The sequence below is a fragment of the Segatella copri genome, from assembly GCF_949820605.1.
Classification (GTDB): Bacteria; Bacteroidota; Bacteroidia; order Bacteroidales; family Bacteroidaceae; genus Prevotella.
In genome coordinates this window covers 2583721-2602366 of sequence record NZ_CATKVU010000006.1, presented here as the reverse complement: position 1 = coordinate 2602366, position 18646 = coordinate 2583721, and the positions used below count along the sequence as shown (strand labels likewise).

Below are 18646 nucleotides of genomic sequence, written 5' to 3'. Positions count from 1 at the left end.
CAATGAAATATTTGAAAAAACTCTTCACCCTCCTGGTGATTGCTTTGTTTGCCTGCGGCTTTGCAGCCTGCAGCAGCGATGATGAAGAACCGGAGGAGCCTTCTCTGGAAGTTACACCTGCCAATCTTCATGGCACATGGGAGTTGGCTGAGTGGAACGGTGAACCTCTTGCTGAGGGCACATACTGCTACATCGTTTTCAACCGCAAGGACCAGACTTTCGAGATGTATCAGAAGTTTGACAGTATGTATGGTCGCCATATCACCGGTTCGTTCGCTATCAAGAACGATCCATACCAGGGCTACATTATCAGTGGAAGCTATGATAACGGTATGGGCGACTGGAACCAGAGTTATCTCGTAACCCGTCTCTTGAAATCGGGTTCCATGATATGGACCGCCAAGGACGATGTTACCGACATCAGCCGCTACAAGCGTTGCAATGAGGTACCTGCCGAGATACTCAAGGAATGTAAAGATCTCACTGAAGAATAAAAAAAGAGCGAATTATCTGCAAATTCTGCGGATTATTCGCTCTTTTTTTGTATCTTTGCCCTCAAACTTATCATCGGGTTCAAAGTTTAAGGATATGATATTAACGATTACAGGTTCAGACAGCACCGGAGGCTCTGGTGTGCAGGCGGACATCAGGACGATTGCCGAGTTGGGCGGTTATGCTGTTTCGGCGATAACCAGCATCACTGTGCAGAATACGCTCGGTATTCAGGAGTTCTTCGATATTCCTGCCGAGATTGTTTCGGGGCAGATTGAGGCTATCATGAACGATATGCAGCCTGATATAGTGAAGATTGGTATGATACGCAGGGTGGAGACGCTGAATGTGGTCATCGATGCGTTGACCAAGTACCGTCCTGCCCATATCATCTATGCCCCTGCCATCTGGTCGAGCCAGGGCGATGCGCTGATGACGGAAGATGTGGTGAGCCAGATCAAATATCGCCTGCTGCCGCTCTGCTCGGTTGTGGTGGCGAGGAAGAAGGAGAGCGACATCATTCTTCAGAATTCCAAACTGCTGAGCCTTGCCGAGAAGCAGGGGCTCCGGATCTATCGCCTCGACAATGCCAATTCGCATGGTCTCATCAACCGTTTCTCTTCAGCTCTTGCCGTTTATCTGAATCAGGGCAAGAAGATGGAGGAGGCGTTGGCGATGGCGCAGGATTTCATCAATGTAGAACTCGTGCGCCAGAGCAATCTGCAGGGCAGGAGTTCCGAGCTTTACAACCAGTTTATCTCGCAGGTGAATAACTTCTGCCGCACTTACAGCGATGTTCATTTCTATGCCGACCAGTTGAATGTGAGTGGCCGTTATCTGGCTCAGGTTACCCGTCGCATCTCCGGCAAGACGCCGAAGGCAATCATCGATGAATACATCGTGAAGGAGATAGAGCGCGAGCTTTCTACCACTACGCATACGGTTCAGGAGATAGCCAATACCTTCGGTTTCTCATCCCAGGCTCATCTCACCAAGTTCTTCAAGAAGATGAGAGGGGTAACGCCTTCTGCTTTCAGGCAGAAAGGATAAGTTAGTTTATGGTTGAAAGTTTATAGTTTCCAGCCGAAAAGCTATGACTTTCGCATCAAAAAACTATGAGTTAACCTGTTGGCGGAATTAAAAAACCGCCTGAAAATTAGTATATTTTTATGGAGAAAAAGTTGTGCATCTCGTTGATTTTTAGTAACTTTGTAGTGTCCAATTATAAAGTTATATATTTCACGCTATGCACAACTTGTATGCAAATTTCGTAAAAATTCTTGAGATATGCAAGGATTTCTCCAAAAATTTAGTTAATGAGCTAGGAAATATTCCTCGCCCTGGAGTCGTACCACGTTTTTCAGACCTCGAAGTTGTTGCTTTGAGCTTGACAGCCGAGCATCTTAGCATCGACAGTGAAAACAACTTGTTCGATAGGCTGAAGGAGTATAAGGCAGATATGCCAAATCTGATTTCTCGACGCCAGTTCAATGACAGGCGAAAGTTCACTGCGGAACTATGTGAGAAGATTCGTAAGCGCATAGCGTCAAAGATGGATGGCGCAGAAGAATATTTCTGCATAGATTCCAAACCAATAGAGGTGTGTCGCTTGTCCAGAGGCTTGCGTTGCAAGATGAAAGGAACAGACGTAACAAACTCTCCTGCATTTGGCTATTGCGCTACTCAGAAGATATACTACTTTGGGTATAAGCTCCACGCTGTCTGTGGGTTAAGTGGAGTTATCCACTCGTATGACCTGAGTCCAGCTAATGTTCATGACATTCATTTTCTTAAAGATGTAAAGTTTCAATTCCATGACTGTTGCATCCTTGGCGATCGTGCTTACCTCAGTGCGGAACTACAGCAAGACTTGTTTTCTTCTGTAGGCATCAAGTTGGAAGTTCCATATCGCTTGAACATGAAGAATTGGCGACCAACATTTAAGCCTTATGCTAAGGCGAGGAAGAGAATCGAGACAAATTTCTCTCAACTTTGTGATCACTTCATGCTCTTCCGAAACTATGCTAAGCAAACACCAGGACTGTTTACCCGAATCATTGGGAAAATCAGCGCATTTACAGTCTTGCAATATATTAATTATGTAAACAACAGACCGATTGGCAGGGTTAAGTATGCGCTAAATTAATTCCGCCAACGGGTTGAGTTAGTATTTTTGACATCTTTCCTCCTCTTTATATATTCAGGAATATCTCTTATATATTTGCGAATCTCTCTTTATATAAAATGACTCAATGTTTGCAGAAAATGGAACTTTTTTCTGCAGTTTCACCGAAAAATGTTTCCTTTGCAACCATAATTGAATAAAAATATAAGAATTATGGCAGAAAATAGACAAGAATTGAACCGCAACTTGGCTCAGATGCTCAAGGGTGGTGTGATTATGGACGTAACAACTCCAGAACAGGCAAAAATCGCAGAGGCTGCAGGTGCATGCGCAGTAATGGCTCTGGAACGTATTCCAGCTGATATCCGTGCAGCAGGTGGTGTTTCACGTATGAGCGACCCTAAGATGATTAAGGGTATCCAGGAGGCTGTTTCTATCCCTGTAATGGCTAAGTGCCGCATCGGTCACTTCGCTGAGGCTCAGATTCTTCAGGCTATCGAAATCGACTATATCGACGAGAGCGAGGTGCTCTCTCCAGCTGATAATGTTTATCACATCGACAAGACTCAGTTCGACGTGCCATTCGTTTGTGGTGCCAAGAACCTGGGCGAGGCACTCCGCCGTATTGCTGAGGGTGCTACGATGATTCGTACCAAGGGTGAGCCAGGAACAGGTGATGTGGTTCAGGCTGTTACCCACATGCGTATGATGCAGAGCGAAATCCGCCGCCTGGTTTCTATGAGCGAGGATGAGCTTTATGAGGCTGCCAAGCAGTTGCAGGCTCCTTACGACCTGGTGAAGTATGTTCACGAGAACGGCAAGTTGCCAGTGGTTAACTTCGCTGCCGGTGGTGTGGCTACTCCAGCTGATGCTGCCCTGATGATGCAGCTCGGTGCCGAGGGTGTATTTGTAGGTTCTGGTATCTTCAAGAGCGGTAACCCTGCTAAGCGTGCACAGGCTATCGTGAAGGCTGTTACCAACTACAACGACCCTAAGATGTTGGCTGAGTTGAGCGAGGACCTCGGCGAGGCAATGGTAGGTATCAATGAGCAGGAGATTGCTTTGCTCATGGCTGAAAGAGGTAAGTAATAATAAATGAGATAACGGATAAGAGCCCCTCCTGCACAAGAAGGGGCTTTTATATTAGATAAGTATGTTATGAGAATAGCAGTATTAGCTTTACAAGGCGCTTTTGCTGAGCACAGACAGAAGTTGGCTCAATTGGGCGTGGATAGTTTCGAGGTTCGCCAGTTGAAGGATTGGAACCAGCCTAAGGATGGCTTGATTATTCCGGGCGGTGAGAGTACCACCCAGGCGAAACTCTTGAATGAACTGGGATTGATGGAGCCTGTGAAGGAGGCGATTGCTGCCGGCTTGCCAGTTTATGGTACCTGTGCCGGTTTGATTCTTCTTGCCAAGAAGATTGAGGGCGAGCCTAGTCAGCGCATTGCTTCGATGGACATCACGGCTTTGAGAAATGCCTACGGTCGCCAGTTGGGCAGTTTCTACATCGAGGCTCCGATGAAGGGCATCGAGGGCAATATCCCAATGACTTTCATCCGTGCTCCTTATATTAAAGAGGTATGGGGAGATGCTGAGGTTCTGGCGGAGGTAGATGGCAAGATTGTGGCTGCCCGTCAGGGTAACCAGCTGGTTACCGCCTTCCATCCTGAATTGAATGAAAGTCTGGAGATTCATAAGTATTTTCTGGGGATGTGCAGCAAGTAGGCTTCATTCTGAGATGAAACTTATTTCCTTAGCCGATGAAACAGGCTTCATGGGCACATGAAGCTACATAGCAAAGTATCTTAGGATACATTGCCAAGTATCTTAAGATACATGAGCAAGTATCCTAAGATACTTTTTTATTGATAGCGGACTATCTAATTCAAAAAGGTTTTCTTCATATCGGCCGACCCACTTTTGGGGGGCATAACTTTGAACATATTTCTGTTGCTCAGCCAAGACTTGCAATATCACTTTTTCATCTACCATAGTTGCTCTATTTGAGGATTATTTCTTACTTTTTTTGTAAAAATGCAGTAAAGTCTTTAATACCAGTAGGTTACCATTCTTATACTTTGCTAAAATGCATATTTTTGTCCTTCAAACTTTGCTAAAATGCATATTTTCGTTCTTCAAACTTTGCTAAAATGCATATGCTACATGAATCAGTTATCGCCTTCCATCCTGAACGAAAGCCTGGATATTCATAAGTATTTTCTGGGGATGTGCAGGAAGTAGGCTTCATCCTAAGATACTTTTTTATTGAATGTCAGATACTTTTTTCCGATAAATGTTTGCCGTTTACAAATATTCATCGTATCTTTGCATTATGAAATCTTCGTTACGTAAAATTCATAATGATATAAATGCTTATGGTACAGTTAAATCCTTTTATTATTGAAGGCTATCTTTCGCCGGAATATTTCTGTGATAGGGTAGAGGAAACAGCTCTTCTTACCCGCCATTTGACCAATCGGTGCAATGTCGCGTTGATTGCGCCAAGACGTCTGGGTAAGTCGGGACTGATTTATAATTGTTTTCAGCAGGAAAACATCCGTGAGCAGTATCATTGCATCTATATTGATATTTATGATACGAAGAATTTTAACGAATTCGTCTATGCGCTGGGCAAGGGAATCCTGACGGCACTCAAGCCAAAGGGCAGGAAAGTATGGGAATTTTTCCTGAATATGCTCCAGTCTCTGAAGTCAACTATCTCTTTTGACATCAATGGAAATCCGGAGTGGAGTGTTGGTTTGGGAGATATTCAGGCTCCGGATATTACGCTGGATGAGATCTTCGCTTATCTCGAACAGGCAGATAAACCTTGTCTGGTGGCGATAGATGAGTTTCAGACAGTTGCAAACTATCCAGAGAAAACCGTTGAGGCAACCTTGCGTAAGCGAATACAGAATTGCCACAATGCAAACTTTGTCTTTTCTGGCTCCAAGCGCCATATGATGGCATTGATGTTTACTTCCCAGTCACGCCCGTTCTATCATAGTTCGAGTATCATGGGGTTGGAGGCAATCAATGAGCATACTTACCTGGAATTTGCCAATCACCATCTTGCCAGGAACAATAAAGAGATAAGTGCAGCGGCTTTTACCTATTTATATCATCATTTCGATGGCATTACCTGGTATATTCAGTATGTTCTCAATATGCTTTATACTTCTATATCTGATAAGTCTTTGTTGCAGGAAGATGATGTCAGAATGGGTATTGATGGCATCCTTTCCCAGCAACGCTTTGCCTATCAGGCCTTGCTGTATCAGCTTACAGCCAAGCAGAAACAGCTTCTCATAGCCATTGCTCAGGAAGGTAAGCCTTCTTCCCTAATGTCGCAAGAGTTTTTGCAGAAGTATCATCTTGGTGCAAGCACCGTGCAAGGAGCAGTCAAGACCTTACTGGACAGAGACTTTATCACGCAAGATGAAGGCGTTTATCAATTATGTGACAAGTTTTTGGAGTTGAGCTTGCGAGCTGGTTGAGTAAGTAAAAGATACGTCTGAGTAAGTCTACAGATACGACTGAGCAAGCACACGGATATGACTGAACAAGCACAAGGATACGACTGAGCAAGTGAAAGAATACGTTTGCTCAGGTTCAAGAAGTCGGAATATCAGGTTCAAGGAGGCTGTTTCTAAGAGATTCCCACTAGGCTCAGCAGCTCTGCTGAGCCTAGTCAGCAGGTCTGCCGACTGCAGTCAGCACATCTGCCGAGCCTAGTGGCAACACCCTATAATCGTACAACCACACACCTTTTAGTTGTACGATAATAACCGTTTATAACAACTCCGGAAGCTGGAAGAGCTTCACGCTGTTGCTGCCTTTGATGAGGATGTAATGGTCGTGAGGCTGGTTCGCCTTGAGTGCTTCCTTCACTTCCTCTACATTCTGGAACTTGCGGTAGCTGCATGGAATATCCTTGAATTCATCGCCTACCAGCCATACATTCTCCAGACCGGCTGCCTGCAACTGGTCTACTACCTTCTGGTGCTCCTCGTGGCTCACTTCGCCGAGCTCGCCCATCTGTCCGAGAATCGCCATCTTATGAGGCACATCCATCACGCGGAAGTTCTCGATGGCGGCTGCCATGCTCGATGGGTTGGCATTGTAGGCATCTACCACCAGCTTGTTGTGCGCCGTCTCTTCCAACTGCGAACGGTTGTTGCTTGGGATGTAGTTCTCCAGGGCATGATCTATCTGCTGAGGCTTCACATCGAAATGAAGACCGATGGTGATGGCGGCAAGCATGTTGTCGATGTTGTAAGAGCCGATGAGATGAGTCTGAACCTCATGCCAGTCGAAACTCTCGGTGCGCCAGCGGAACTTCAGGAAAGGAGCGCAGGAGATGACTTCTCCCCATACATCGCAGTTTTCGTCCTTGCCGTAGGTGATGAGGCGGTTGATGTTGCGCTGCTCGGCCATCTGCATCAGATGCTCGTTGTCTGCATTGATGAAGACGAGGGCATCGTTGGTTGCGAGGTAATCATAGAGCTCTCCCTTGGTCTTCTTCACGCCTTCGAAACTGCCGAATCCCTGCAGGTGGGCACGGCCTACGTTGGTAATCATACCGCAGGTTGGTTCCACGTATTCCACGAGTTTTCGAATGTCACCAGGATGGGAAGCACCCATCTCTACAACAGCAATCTCGTTTTCCGGAGAGAGACGGAAGAGCGTCTTTGGTACGCCTACATCATTATTGAAGTTACCCTGGGTGAACATCACGTTGAACTTCTCGCCGAGAACAGCAGAGACGAGCTCCTTGGTGGTGGTCTTGCCGTTGGTTCCGGTGATTCCTACTACAGGAATATCGAAGTGGCGGCGATGCTCACGGGCTAGTTCCTTGAAGGTGGTGAGGCAGTCCTCTACGAGGATGTAGCGCTCGTCGCCTTCCTTGGCATACTCTTTTTCATCAACAATCACATAGGCACAGCCTTTCTCCAAAGCCATGTCGGCAAACTTGTTGCCATCAAACGATGCGCCCTTCAAAGCCAGGAAGATGCTGCCCTCTGGGCAGTCGCGGCTGTCAGTGGTAATCACTGGGTGCGCTTGGTAAATCTGATAGAGTTCTGAAATATCCATAGTCTATAACTGTTATTTTGGGTGCAAAAGTAATCTAAATTATGGACATAACAAACAATTTTCCCAAAAAATGATGGTAATCTCGATAATTCTTTCTATTTTTGCAGAAATATTCAAGTAATCTTTGGAAAGTGAGGTCGGAATGGGCGCAAACATAGAAAGAGATAAATTAAAAACGAGGAAAGACAAGCTAGCTGGTTATTTCTTCGATATCTCCAAACTAAGTTTTGGAGCGATGGTTTTGGGTGGGCTTACGCCAATGATAACAGGAGAATTCGATTATATGAATCTTCTGTATGTTTTATTTGGTGTGTGCATGACAATTTTGTTTGCAATAGTAGGTAATCGAATTTTAAAATATTAAGAAAATGGAAACAATGATTTTGATATTTGGAATAGGCACTTTAATAGGTGGTGGTATTTTGCTTTGGACATATACTGAATCAGGGAAGAAATGGCTAAAAAGTTTATAGTATGAGTTATTTAGCATTATTTTTTCTGATTTGCTGTATTGTTGGTGGAAGTTTTTTAGCTTGGTTATATACAAAACCAGGCGAAAAATGGCTTAAAGAGTTATAATCCAATGGAATATACGATTAATATCAAGGGGCACTTGATGGATTTGAGTACCCCTCAGGTGATGGGCATCCTGAATGTTACGCCCGACAGCATGTACTCTGGCAGTAGAAAACAGACAGAAATGGAGATAGCTCAGAGAGCTAATCAGATTATAGAAGAAGGTGGAAGCATCATTGATGTGGGCGCTTTCTCCACCCGTCCCGGTGCCGATGAAGTATCGGAAGAGGAGGAGGGAAGACGCCTGAAGTTCGCTCTCAACATCGTTCGCAGGGAGCAACCGGATGCTGCCGTCTCCGTAGATACCTTTCGCCCTACCTTGGCACGTAAGTGTATCGAAGAGTGGGGAGCCGATATCATCAACGATGTATCAGAAGGTGGAATCACAGGCATCGTCAATGTGCCGCTGGAGCAGAGACAGGAGGAATATCCTGAAATGTTCCGTGTGGTGGGCGAACTGAAGGTACCTTATATATTAATGTCGGTGCAGCCTACGCTCGCCAAGATGATGAAGGGCTTTGCCAGGGAGGTGCAGCAGTTACGCGACCTGGGTGCCAAGGATATCATCCTTGACCCGGGCTTCTGTTTCGGCAAGAATCTCATCCAGAATTATCAGATTTATGATGAGATGGAGAAGTTGAACGTACTGGAACTTCCGGTGCTCGTGGGTATCTCCCGCAAGAGCATGATTCACAAGCTGCTGGGGGGAGATGCTACTACATCGCTCAATGGAACTGCAGTACTTGATACCATCGCTCTGATGAAGGGCGCCAGCATCCTCAGAGTGCACGATGTAAAAGAAGCTGCTGAGGCTGTGAAGATAATAGAAGCAATGAAGGAGGGACGCACATGATAGAATTTGGTATCAAAGACTTTCTCGATATTCTCCTGGTAGCCTCGCTGCTGTTCTATGTTTATCGTCTGATGAAGGAATCGCGCTCACTGAACATCTTCGTGGGCATCATGCTTTTCGTACTTATCTGGCTCTTTGTGAGTCAGATACTGGAAATGCGCCTGCTGGGTTCTATCCTGGATAAACTGGTGAGCGTGGGAGTCATCGCCCTCATCGTCATCTTTCAGGAGGATATCCGTAGATTCCTCTATGAAATCGGTTCGCAGAAAGGTATGCGTCGGCTAGTTCGCTTCTTCCACTCCAGCAAGGAGAGCCAGAAGGAGGCTAACAAGGAGACCATCATGCCGATTGTGATGGCGTGTATGAGTATGGCGAAGAAATACGTAGGTGCTCTTATCGTTATAGAGCGAGGCGTTCCACTGAAGGACATCATGGATACGGGTGAGGAGATTGACGCCAAGATTAACCAGCGGCTGATAGAGAATATTTTCTTCAAGAATTCGCCGCTTCATGATGGAGCCATGGTGGTGAGCAATAAGCGCATCATGGCAGCCGGATGTATTCTGCCTGTGAGTCATAACCTCGATATTCCGAAGGAACTGGGACTCCGCCATCGTGCCGCTCTCGGAATATCACAGAGCAGTGATGCCATCGCCGTCATCGTATCCGAGGAGACCGGACGAATCAGCGTGGCCATCAAGGGCGAGTTCAAACTCCGACTCTCTGCCGAGGAACTGGAAAGCATCCTTACTCTGGAGATGATATAAGTAAAGTGAAGAGTGAAGAACGAAGAGTGAAGAATTCATCACTTTTCCTACTACGTAAACCTTTACGATATGAATAATCTCCCGATTTAGCTTTTTTTACACATTTTAATCGCTGCTATTTCAAAGAAAATGTGTACTTTTGCAAAGTCGATGTGGCAAAAAGGTGAAAAACAAGATAACATCACCTAACACTTTGACAGATCTACTTAGGAAACAACAAAATATATAAAATATTAAAAAGTAAAATGGATTTATTACAGCAAATCGTAGCTCGCGCTAAAGCTGACAAGCAGCGCATCGTGCTCCCTGAAGCAGAAGAGGAGCGTACATTGAAAGCAGCCGATAAAGTTTTGGCTGATGATCTCGCAGACATCATCCTCATCGGTAACCCTGCCAATATTAAGAATCTCGCTGCTCAGTGGGGTCTTAACAACATCGACAAGGCTACTATCGTTGATCCACAAAACAACCCTAAGACTGAGGAGTATGCTGAGAAGCTCGCTGAACTTCGCAAGAAGAAGGGCATGACCGTAGAGCAGGCTCGTGAACTCGTAACTAAGAACAACCTCTATCTCGGTTGTATGATTATCAAGACTGAGGGTGCTGACGGTCAGATTTCTGGTGCATTGAGCACTACTGGCGATACTCTCCGTCCAGCTCTTCAGATTATCAAGTGCACTCCAGGTATCACTTGCGTAAGTGGTGCTATGTTGCTCATCACAGACCAGAAGCAGTATGGTCAGGATGGCATTGTAGTAATGGGTGACGTTGCTGTAACTCCAAACCCTACAGCAGACCAGCTTGCTCAGATTGCCTATACTACAGCTCATACAGCTCAGTCAGTGGCAGGTATTACTGATCCACAGATTGCCATGTTGAGCTTCTCTACAAAGGGTAGCGCAAAGGATGCTATCAACAAGGAGACTGGCAAGAGCGTTTATATCATTGACAAGGTAAAGGATGCCGTAGCTATTGCTAAGGAGAAGTTCCCAGAGCTTCATCTCGATGGTGAGCTTCAGGCAGATGCAGCCCTCGTTCCAGAGGTTGCTGCCAAGAAGGCTCCAGGTTCTGACGTAGCTGGTAAGGCTAACGTATTGGTAGTTCCTAACCTCGAGGTTGGTAACATCGGCTACAAGCTCGTTCAGCGCTTGGGTGGTGCCATCGCTATCGGTCCTATCCTTCAGGGTATTGCCCGTCCTGTAAACGACCTCTCTCGTGGTTGCTCTGTAGATGACATCTACTACATGGTAGCTATCACAGCTTGCCAGGCACAGGACGCTAAGAAGGCTTAATTCAACATTCAACATTTAACATTCAACATTTAACATTATGAAAGTATTGGTTCTGAACTGTGGTAGTTCATCTATCAAGTACAAATTATATAATATGGACGATGAGTCTGTATTGGCACAGGGTGGTGTAGAGCGTATCGGTCTTGATAACGCTTTCATCAAGGTGAAATTGCCTAACGGCGAGAAGAAGCAGATCATGCACGACATGCCTGACCACAAGGAAGGTGTGAACTTCGTGTTCAAGTGCTTGCTCGACCCGGAAATCGGCGCTATCAAGGATTTGAAAGAAATCGACGCTGTAGGACACCGTGTCGTACAGGGTGGTGACAAGTTCAAGGAGAGCGTTATCGTTGACAAAAGCGTAGAGGATGGTATCGAGGAACTTTGTGACCTCGCTCCTGTTCACAACGCAGGTCACCTGAAGGGTATCCGTGCCGTAGACTCTTTGATGCCTGGCACTCCTCAGGTTTGCGTATTCGACAACGCATTCCACAGCACAATGCCTGACTACGCTTACCTCTATGCAATTCCTTACGAGTTGTACGAGAAGTATCACGTACGCCGTTATGGCTTCCACGGAACGTCTCACCGCTATGTTTCTAAGCGTGTTTGCGAGATTCTCGGTCTCGACCAAAACAACTCTAAGATCATCACTTGCCACATCGGTAACGGTGGCTCTGTAGCTGCTGTATTGAACGGTAAGGTATTGGATACTTCAATGGGCTTGACCCCATTGGCTGGTTTGATGATGGGTTCACGTTGTGGTGACATCGATGCTTCTGCCGTTACCTACTTGATGGAGAAGTTGAACATGAAGCCACAGGAGATGGCTGACTTCCTGAACAAGAAGAGTGGTGTGCTCGGTATTACAGGTATTTCTTCTGATATGCGCGACATCGAGAACGCTGCCAACGAGGGTAACGAGAAGGCTCAGTTGGCTCTCCGTATGTATGAGTATCGTATCAAGAAGTACATTGGTGCTTACACTGCAGCTATGGGTGGCGTTGACGCTATCGTATTCACAGCAGGTGTTGGTGAGAATCAGACTGACCTGCGTGAGGAAGCTTGCAAGAACCTGGAGTATCTTGGCATCAAGATCAACAAGGAAGTGAACGATAAGGTTCGTGGTGAGGAAGCTATCATCTCTACTGACGACAGTAAGGTGAAGGTAGTTGTAGTTCCTACCGACGAGGAGATTGTTATCGCTCGCGATACAATGGAGTTGGTTGCTAACAAGTAATCATACGCTATATATAATAAGGTGAAGACTAGAAACATAAGTGAATGGTCTTCACCTTTTTAAATTTTTAGAATTATGAAAACAAAGATTGTAACTTTCGGAGAAATATTGCTTAGGATTTCTAAGCCTGGTTATCAACGTTTATTTCAGGGACATCATATGTTTGGCAATTATGGTGGCAGTGAGGCTAATGCAGCCATCTCTTTGGCTTATTTAGGCGATAATGTAGAGTATGTAACCCGTGTGCCATACGGTGAGATGGGTGAGGCGGCGTTGATGCATCTCAGAGAGTACGGTCTGAATGTTTCTCATGTTGTGCGTGGCGGTGAACGTCTCGGAACTTATTATTTCGAGGAAGCTGTGGCTATGCGCAATTCCCGTGTGGTTTACGACCGCAAGAATTCTTCTTTCTATACGCTGAAGCGCGGAATGGTGAAATGGGAAAAGGTGCTGGCTGATGCTGCCGTATTCCATTGCTCCGGCATTACCTGTGCTATCAGCCGCGATGCGATGGAGTCAACTATGGATGCCATCAAACTTGCTGTTTCTGACGGGTTGACCATTGCCTGCGACATCAATTACCGTAAGAATCTCTGGGGATATGGTCTGGAACCTCATGACGTGCTATTCCAGATGATGCAGTATAGCGACATCATCTTTGGTGACCAGAATGAGTGGGAGGTAGCCAGCGGTGTGCCTCATATTCCTTTCGAGGCTTTGGATGCAGACTATGAGATTGACAAGGAGGCTTATCAGAAGTATTTCCGCAAGATGCATCAGCTCTTCCCTAAGTGTAAGAAGATGCTGATGGCGGTAAGAAATCAGATTGCCAGCAGTCATCATACCTTGAGCGGCTTGCTCTATGATGCAGTGGAAGATCAGCTCTATACTACAAGAATCTATGATATTGAGCCGATTATTGACCCGATGGGTGTAGGTGATGCCTTTATTGCTGCCTATATTCATGCCCATCAGAAGTGGGGCGACAAGAACCAGTATTGCCTGGATTTCTCACTGTCAGCAAGCGCGATAAAAAATACGGTTCCGGGTGATCAGAATCTGGTTACAGAAGAAGAAATCATCAATAACATGACTTCTTCAGGAGGTCGCATACAGCGATAACAATAAAGGGCAGCTCATAAAGCTGCCCTTTATTGTTATGGTTGGCTTTCGCCTTCCACATATTCTTCCATAAACATGTGTTCGCCATCAAACACGGCATAGGTAAACTGCCATATCCAGTCGCCCAGAATCATCAGTCGGGTCTTTTTGCTCAGCATCAGATCCAGTTCGATGTGGCGATGGCCGAACATGAAGTAATCTATATCCTTGTGGCCTTGCATATACTGTTTGGCAAAGCGCACCAGAAACTCCTTCTTTTCGCCCATATAAGGCTCTTCCTTTCCGTCAGCACGTTTCAGTCGGCTGTGCTTAGCCCAGTTCAGCCCCAAAGCCATTCCCCAGCGAGGATGAATCGCATTAAGGAGGCGTTGGCAAGTATGGTTCTGGAACATTCTTTTCAGAAACTTGAATTTCTTGTCTGGGTCACCCAGTCCGTCTCCATGTGCCAGATAGAATACTTTATCGTATATCTCTATGGTCTGAGGCTTGTAATGTACGGTAACGCCACACTCTTCCTCCAGGTAGCCATAGGTCCAGAGGTCGTGGTTACCCGTAAAGAAATGTACTTCCACTCCCATATCGGTCAACTCCGAGAGCTTACCTAAGAAGCGTGTATAGCCTTTTGGTACGACATATTTATATTCGTTCCAGAAGTCAAACATGTCACCCAGGAGATAAACTGCCGCAGCCTTCGTCTTGATGCTGTCCAGAAAACGGACCAGGCGGCGTTCTTGCATGCGGGCATGCGGAATGGCTAATGAGCCAAGGTGCGCATCTGAGAGAAAATATACATTTTTCATAAGCGATTCTATTTAAATGAAGAGTGAAGAATTCAACGGCTTTGTCTTTATTCAAAGCCGAGTTCTACGCGAGCTTCCTCGCTCATCATACTCTGATCCCAAGCCGGTTCGAATACAAGGTTCACATTGGCTGATTTTACGCCTTCCACGCTGTCTACCTTGCTTCTTACATCCTCCAGGATGAAGTCGGCAGCAGGGCATGAAGGGGCAGTGAAGGTCATGTCGAGATCTACGGAGGCATCGTCCTTCACATCTATTTTATAAATCATACCGAGGTCCCAAATGTTAACAGGAATCTCAGGGTCGTAAACGGTCTTAAGCACATCTACGATCTTTTCTTCTATCTTTGTCTTTTCTTCTTGTGTCATAATAATCTTTGTTTTTGCCTACAAAGATAATAATTATTGCAGACAAAACAAAAAGAAAAGCTGTTTTTTTCTTGCAGAAGGTCTAATATACCCCAAATAGACTACAATTTACCTTTATCGTGATATGAATAAAAGGCACCATCGGTTATGATGACATGGTCCATAAAGAAGAGGCGCATGATTTCGCAGGCTTTGGCAATCTTCTGGGTAAGTACATCATCGGCTTTGCTTGGCTGAGGATTGTTGCTGGGATGATTGTGGCAGAAGGCGATAATGGTAGCGTTGTTGAGCACCGCTTCTTTGATGATGAGCCGGATGTCGGTTGCCGTTTCTGTAATGCCGCCTTTGGAGATGCAGCTCGCTTTGATGAGCTTGAAGTTCTGGTTCATCATCAGGAGCCATGCTTCCTCTGTATCTAAATCCTGCATCTTCGGAAGCATATAGTTGTAGATGGCAAGGGATGATCCTAAGTCGGGACGTGTGCCAATCTTATCGAGAGCACGGCGCTTGCCCAGTTCGCAGGCTGCAAGAATGGTGATGGCTTTTGCGGGTCCCATTCCTTTATATTGTGTCAGTTCTCTGATGGACTTCTTTCCTAGCTGGTTCAGGTTGTTGTCGCAATCCTTCAGAATGCGTTTCATCAGGTCTACGGCACTTTCGTCTGTAGATCCCGAACCAATCAGAATACCTAAGAGCTCGGCATTGGATAAAGCTGAGGCTCCCAAGCGCTCCAGTTTCTCGCGAGGCTTGTCTTCTTCTGCCCAATTGGCAATGGTTAGTTTCTCTGCCATAATAATAACTGATTAGTAGATTATTATTGGCTTCTCTTTTTGTGGGGAAGTCTTATTTGTAGAAAGTCTTGTTGTATGCGCTGAATTCGCTCTGTCTCAGTACGCATCTCTTCCACCATGCAGAAAGAAATCCGCATCCGTAACCCATCAGCTGTGTGAAGGCAGCGCGAATGCTCAGCAAGCCTATCTTCACGCTGTGATTCTCTCTGCTGCTGTCGATAAACAGTGCGATGGTATAGAGAATGATGCCGGCGAGACCGATGCAGCCCAATGCTGCCATCGCATTGCCCAAGGTTGGGAATACGTGAACGGTGCCAAGCATGTATGGCAGGAAGCCGAAGAAGAGCAGAAGCAGCGTGCCTATTACACCCACGGTGAAGACCATAGGAAGGAGATGCACGAGTTTGAGACTCTCTGGATATTTCTTGTAGAGATTGATGCGGGCGATGCCACTGTTGTAGACCTGTCGCCAGAACTTGCGGAAGTCGGTGCGGCGCTTATGCCAAACCCATGCTTCAGGGAACAGACGGCAACGGCAGCCTGCCTTGAAGATACGGATAGAGAAATCAATGTCCTCACCAAAACGCATGTTAGAAAAGCCATTCAACCTGAGATAAACATCTCTGCGGATGCCCATGTTGAATGAACGGGGATAGAACTTATCCATCTTCTTCTTTCCGCCACGGATGCCACCGGTGGTAAAGAAAGAAGTCATGGAATAAGAAATGGCTTTCTGAGTATCTGTAAATGATGAGTGCGCCTTGTCGGGACCGCCGAAAGCATCGGCTGGCTCACGGCTCAACTCATCACTTACAGCCTTCAGATAACCTTCTGGCAAGACCACGTCGCTATCGAGTATCAGAAGATACTCACCCTTGGCGCGCTCAGCACCATAGTTGCGACTCTGGCCCGGACCAGAGTTCTCCTTATAGTAATAATGTATATCCATCATGTGCTCATATCGTTTGCACACCTCCTCGCAGGGAGTCTGTGAGCCATCCTCAACGATGACAACTTCGAAGTCTTTCTCTGATTGATGAGTCAGACTCTCTAAAAGTTCGTCCACTTCGTCAGGACGATTAAATACAGGTACTATGATGGAATATTTCATTCTTCTTACTATTAAGGGTTAGTTTTACTCAATAAGAGCACAATCTTCCTGTTGGAGGATGTATTACTCGCTTACACGACCGAGGTAGCTACCGTCACGGGTATCGATCTGAATAGTCTCGCCTTCGTTGACGAACAAAGGAACACGAACCTCAGCACCAGTCTCCAATGTAGCTGGCTTTGTAGCGTTGGTAGCAGTATTACCCTTTACACCTGGCTCAGAGTGAGTAATCTTCAAAGTAGTCTTCACTGGCATTTCAGCCAAGAGGATAGTACCATCTGTTGTATCAGTAACAACCTCAACAACGTCACCCTCCTTCATGTACTGGCCACCAGTAACGTTCTCCTTAGCGATAGGCACCTGCTCGAAAGTCTCCTGGTTCATGAAGATGCAACCAGTAGCGTCCTCGTAGAGGTACTGGTAAGGACGGCGCTCAACGCGAACATCCTCCAATTTGAAACCTACCTGGAATGTACGCTCCAACACACGACCGTCGGCAACATTCTTCAATTTTGTGTTCATTACGGTGTTACCTTTACCTGGCTTTCTGTGCTGAAAGTCGATGCAAACCCATACTTTGCCATCCATGCGGATGCAAGTACCAATCTTAATTTCCTGTGAATTAATCATTTCTTGTTTATCTTGAATGTTATTATAATAATCTCAAAATCGAGTGCAAAGTTACGGCAAAAACATGAAAAATCAAAGGAAATATCGAAAAAAACATAAATATTTAAGCTAAATTTGGTAGTTTTCTTGGTTATTTCAGAAAATATGCGTAATTTTGCAGCCCAAAAAGGGCGTGTTTTGCACTTTTGTGAAGAATATTAATTAAAAAATAAATAAGAAAAATGAAAAGAACATTTCAGCCTCACAATCGTCGTCGCGTAAACAAGCATGGTTTCCGTGAGCGTATGGCAACTAAAAATGGTCGTCGCGTATTGGCTTCTCGCCGTGCTCATGGCCGTAAGAAGTTAACTGTATCTGACGAGCACCACGGAAAGTAATTCCGAGGAAAGATTCGTCTGTTGACGATGACATTAAAAGCAGCAAGGAGGTATTCTTTGCTGCTTTTTGTTGTTTATAACGCCCCTTCCTTTTCTGAGATTGCTCTTTTGGGAACAAAGATGTTTTGTTTTTATATCATAAAATAGGTGGTGAGAGTGCAAAAACTTTCCTTTTTATTTTGTTCTTCCCCCAAATACTTGTATCTTTGCACCAAAAAATAATATATGACTTCATCAGAGTTTATAAATAAGTTTAAGAGTAAGTACCTTTGGGGGAATATCGGTGCCATGATTCTGGTACTGGTGTTGCTCTGTGTCGGTGTCAAGTACGGCATCGATATCTATACCCATCATGGTGAGGCCATCCGTGTGCCGGATATTCGATATAAGAATATCGATGATGCTACACATATCCTCGACGATGCGGGATTGGAAATTGTTGTAACGGATACGGGATATGTCCGCTCTTTGCCGCCTGATGTCATTCTGGAGCAGACTCCGGTTTTCGGAGAAGTGGTAAAGTCGGGACATGTTATCTATGTTACCATCAATTCTGATCATTCTCCACGTATCACCATTCCTGATGTCATTGACAACAGTTCGTTGCGAGAGGCAATGGCTAAACTTACTGCTATGGGATTCAAACTGGGTACACCTGAATATATTCCTGGCGAAGAGGATTGGGTTTATGGTATCCTCGTTAAGGGTAAGCATGTTGTAGCCGGTGATAAGGTTTCTATCGATGATGTGCTTGTCATACAGGTTGGCAATGGTAAACGGAGCGTTGATGATTCTATCGATGTGGTAGATCCGGTTTATCACGGCGAAGAAGATGTGATGGAAGGCGAAGGTGACATGAGCGGAGAAACTCATGAAGACAACTTCGAGGTGGTTCCTGGTACGGAAGCCACAGAGCCTGCTCCTTCGCATGAGCACCACCAGAAGGAAGTGGTGGAGTAGGAGAAATGAAAAGTGAAGAGTGAAGAATTCAATAGTAATACGAAT

Annotated in this window: 19 protein-coding genes and 1 pseudogene; 14 read left to right on the top strand and 6 right to left on the bottom strand. The window is 45.6% G+C overall.

Translation table 11 applies throughout. The features are described 5' to 3' along the window. Window positions 1–11 precede the first annotated feature (11 nt). The 6 genes and pseudogenes from RCO84_RS11995 to RCO84_RS11970 all read left to right on the top strand — a co-directional run bounded on the left by RCO84_RS11995 (window position 12) and on the right by RCO84_RS11970 (window position 6117). On the top strand, window positions 12–494 hold the full coding sequence (locus tag RCO84_RS11995; RefSeq protein ID WP_317573949.1) for a lipocalin family protein: 483 nt from the start codon (window positions 12–14) through the stop codon (window positions 492–494). A gap of 94 nt (window positions 495–588) precedes the next feature. Further along, a complete protein-coding gene (locus RCO84_RS11990) occupies window positions 589–1542 on the top strand; it encodes a hydroxymethylpyrimidine/phosphomethylpyrimidine kinase (protein WP_287797904.1) in 954 nt (317 codons plus the stop codon). A 119-nt stretch (window positions 1543–1661) separates the two neighbouring features. Further along, window positions 1662–2638 (top strand): annotated as a pseudogene (locus RCO84_RS11985) (IS982 family transposase). A 192-nt stretch (window positions 2639–2830) separates the two neighbouring features. Further along, window positions 2831–3706, top strand: a complete 876-nt coding sequence (gene pdxS / locus RCO84_RS11980) for a pyridoxal 5'-phosphate synthase lyase subunit PdxS (RefSeq protein WP_006847583.1) — start codon at window positions 2831–2833, stop codon at window positions 3704–3706. 69 nt (window positions 3707–3775) lie between these two features. After that, window positions 3776–4345: a pyridoxal 5'-phosphate synthase glutaminase subunit PdxT gene (pdxT, locus tag RCO84_RS11975; protein ID WP_119229652.1), complete on the top strand. Its 570-nt coding sequence runs from the start codon at window positions 3776–3778 to the stop codon at window positions 4343–4345. Between the two features lie 650 nt (window positions 4346–4995). Next, on the top strand, window positions 4996–6117 hold the full coding sequence (locus RCO84_RS11970) for an AAA family ATPase (RefSeq protein WP_287819081.1): 1122 nt from the start codon (window positions 4996–4998) through the stop codon (window positions 6115–6117). A gap of 295 nt (window positions 6118–6412) precedes the next feature. Here RCO84_RS11970 and RCO84_RS11965 read toward each other — a convergent pair whose 3' ends face one another. Continuing rightward, complete coding sequence (locus RCO84_RS11965; RefSeq protein ID WP_317585194.1) at window positions 6413–7714, bottom strand: UDP-N-acetylmuramoyl-tripeptide--D-alanyl-D-alanine ligase; 1302 nt, start codon at window positions 7712–7714, stop codon at window positions 6413–6415. Window positions 7715–7856: 142 nt separating this feature from the next. Between RCO84_RS11965 and RCO84_RS11960 the strand changes: the two genes are divergently transcribed. From RCO84_RS11960 to RCO84_RS11935, 6 genes are all read left to right on the top strand, one after another. Next, window positions 7857–8078 (top strand): hypothetical protein, encoded by a 222-nt coding sequence (locus tag RCO84_RS11960; RefSeq protein WP_118190927.1) that lies wholly within the window; start codon window positions 7857–7859, stop codon window positions 8076–8078. A gap of 219 nt (window positions 8079–8297) precedes the next feature. After that, entirely contained in the window at window positions 8298–9143 is an 846-nt protein-coding gene (gene folP, locus RCO84_RS11955; RefSeq protein ID WP_317585192.1) for a dihydropteroate synthase, read from the top strand. Further along, a complete protein-coding gene (cdaA, locus tag RCO84_RS11950; RefSeq protein ID WP_006847577.1) occupies window positions 9140–9910 on the top strand; it encodes a diadenylate cyclase CdaA in 771 nt (256 codons plus the stop codon). The genes folP and cdaA overlap by 4 nt, the downstream gene beginning before the upstream one ends. A 245-nt stretch (window positions 9911–10155) precedes the next feature. Beyond that, complete coding sequence (pta, locus tag RCO84_RS11945; protein ID WP_144154465.1) at window positions 10156–11202, top strand: phosphate acetyltransferase; 1047 nt, start codon at window positions 10156–10158, stop codon at window positions 11200–11202. A 37-nt stretch (window positions 11203–11239) separates the two neighbouring features. Beyond that, window positions 11240–12442 (top strand): acetate kinase, encoded by a 1203-nt coding sequence (locus RCO84_RS11940; RefSeq protein WP_118254380.1) that lies wholly within the window; start codon window positions 11240–11242, stop codon window positions 12440–12442. Window positions 12443–12517: 75 nt separating this feature from the next. After that, entirely contained in the window at window positions 12518–13564 is a 1047-nt protein-coding gene (locus tag RCO84_RS11935) for a sugar kinase (protein WP_317585190.1), read from the top strand. A 35-nt stretch (window positions 13565–13599) separates the two neighbouring features. On the opposite strand, the gene RCO84_RS11930 is transcribed toward RCO84_RS11935, so the two are convergent. From RCO84_RS11930 to efp, 5 genes are all read right to left on the bottom strand, one after another. Continuing rightward, complete coding sequence (locus tag RCO84_RS11930; protein WP_118254383.1) at window positions 13600–14364, bottom strand: UDP-2,3-diacylglucosamine diphosphatase; 765 nt, start codon at window positions 14362–14364, stop codon at window positions 13600–13602. A 47-nt stretch (window positions 14365–14411) separates the two neighbouring features. Further along, window positions 14412–14732 carry a metal-sulfur cluster assembly factor gene (locus tag RCO84_RS11925; RefSeq protein ID WP_118254385.1) on the bottom strand — a complete coding sequence of 107 codons (321 nt, stop codon included), beginning with the start codon at window positions 14730–14732 and terminating at the stop codon, window positions 14412–14414. 101 nt (window positions 14733–14833) lie between these two features. After that, a complete protein-coding gene (radC, locus tag RCO84_RS11920) occupies window positions 14834–15523 on the bottom strand; it encodes a RadC family protein (RefSeq protein WP_006847571.1) in 690 nt (229 codons plus the stop codon). Between the two features lie 52 nt (window positions 15524–15575). Beyond that, complete coding sequence (locus RCO84_RS11915; RefSeq protein WP_264902273.1) at window positions 15576–16634, bottom strand: glycosyltransferase; 1059 nt, start codon at window positions 16632–16634, stop codon at window positions 15576–15578. A gap of 63 nt (window positions 16635–16697) precedes the next feature. Next, on the bottom strand, window positions 16698–17264 hold the full coding sequence (gene efp / locus RCO84_RS11910; RefSeq protein ID WP_022121096.1) for an elongation factor P: 567 nt from the start codon (window positions 17262–17264) through the stop codon (window positions 16698–16700). 221 nt (window positions 17265–17485) lie between these two features. Between efp and rpmH the strand changes: the two genes are divergently transcribed. Both rpmH and RCO84_RS11900 read left to right on the top strand, forming a co-directional pair. Continuing rightward, on the top strand, window positions 17486–17641 hold the full coding sequence (rpmH, locus tag RCO84_RS11905; RefSeq protein ID WP_004351099.1) for a 50S ribosomal protein L34: 156 nt from the start codon (window positions 17486–17488) through the stop codon (window positions 17639–17641). A 225-nt stretch (window positions 17642–17866) separates the two neighbouring features. Further along, window positions 17867–18601, top strand: coding sequence for a PASTA domain-containing protein (locus tag RCO84_RS11900; RefSeq protein ID WP_006847567.1), 735 nt, complete (start codon window positions 17867–17869; stop codon window positions 18599–18601). The last annotated feature ends 45 nt before the right edge of the window (window positions 18602–18646 follow it).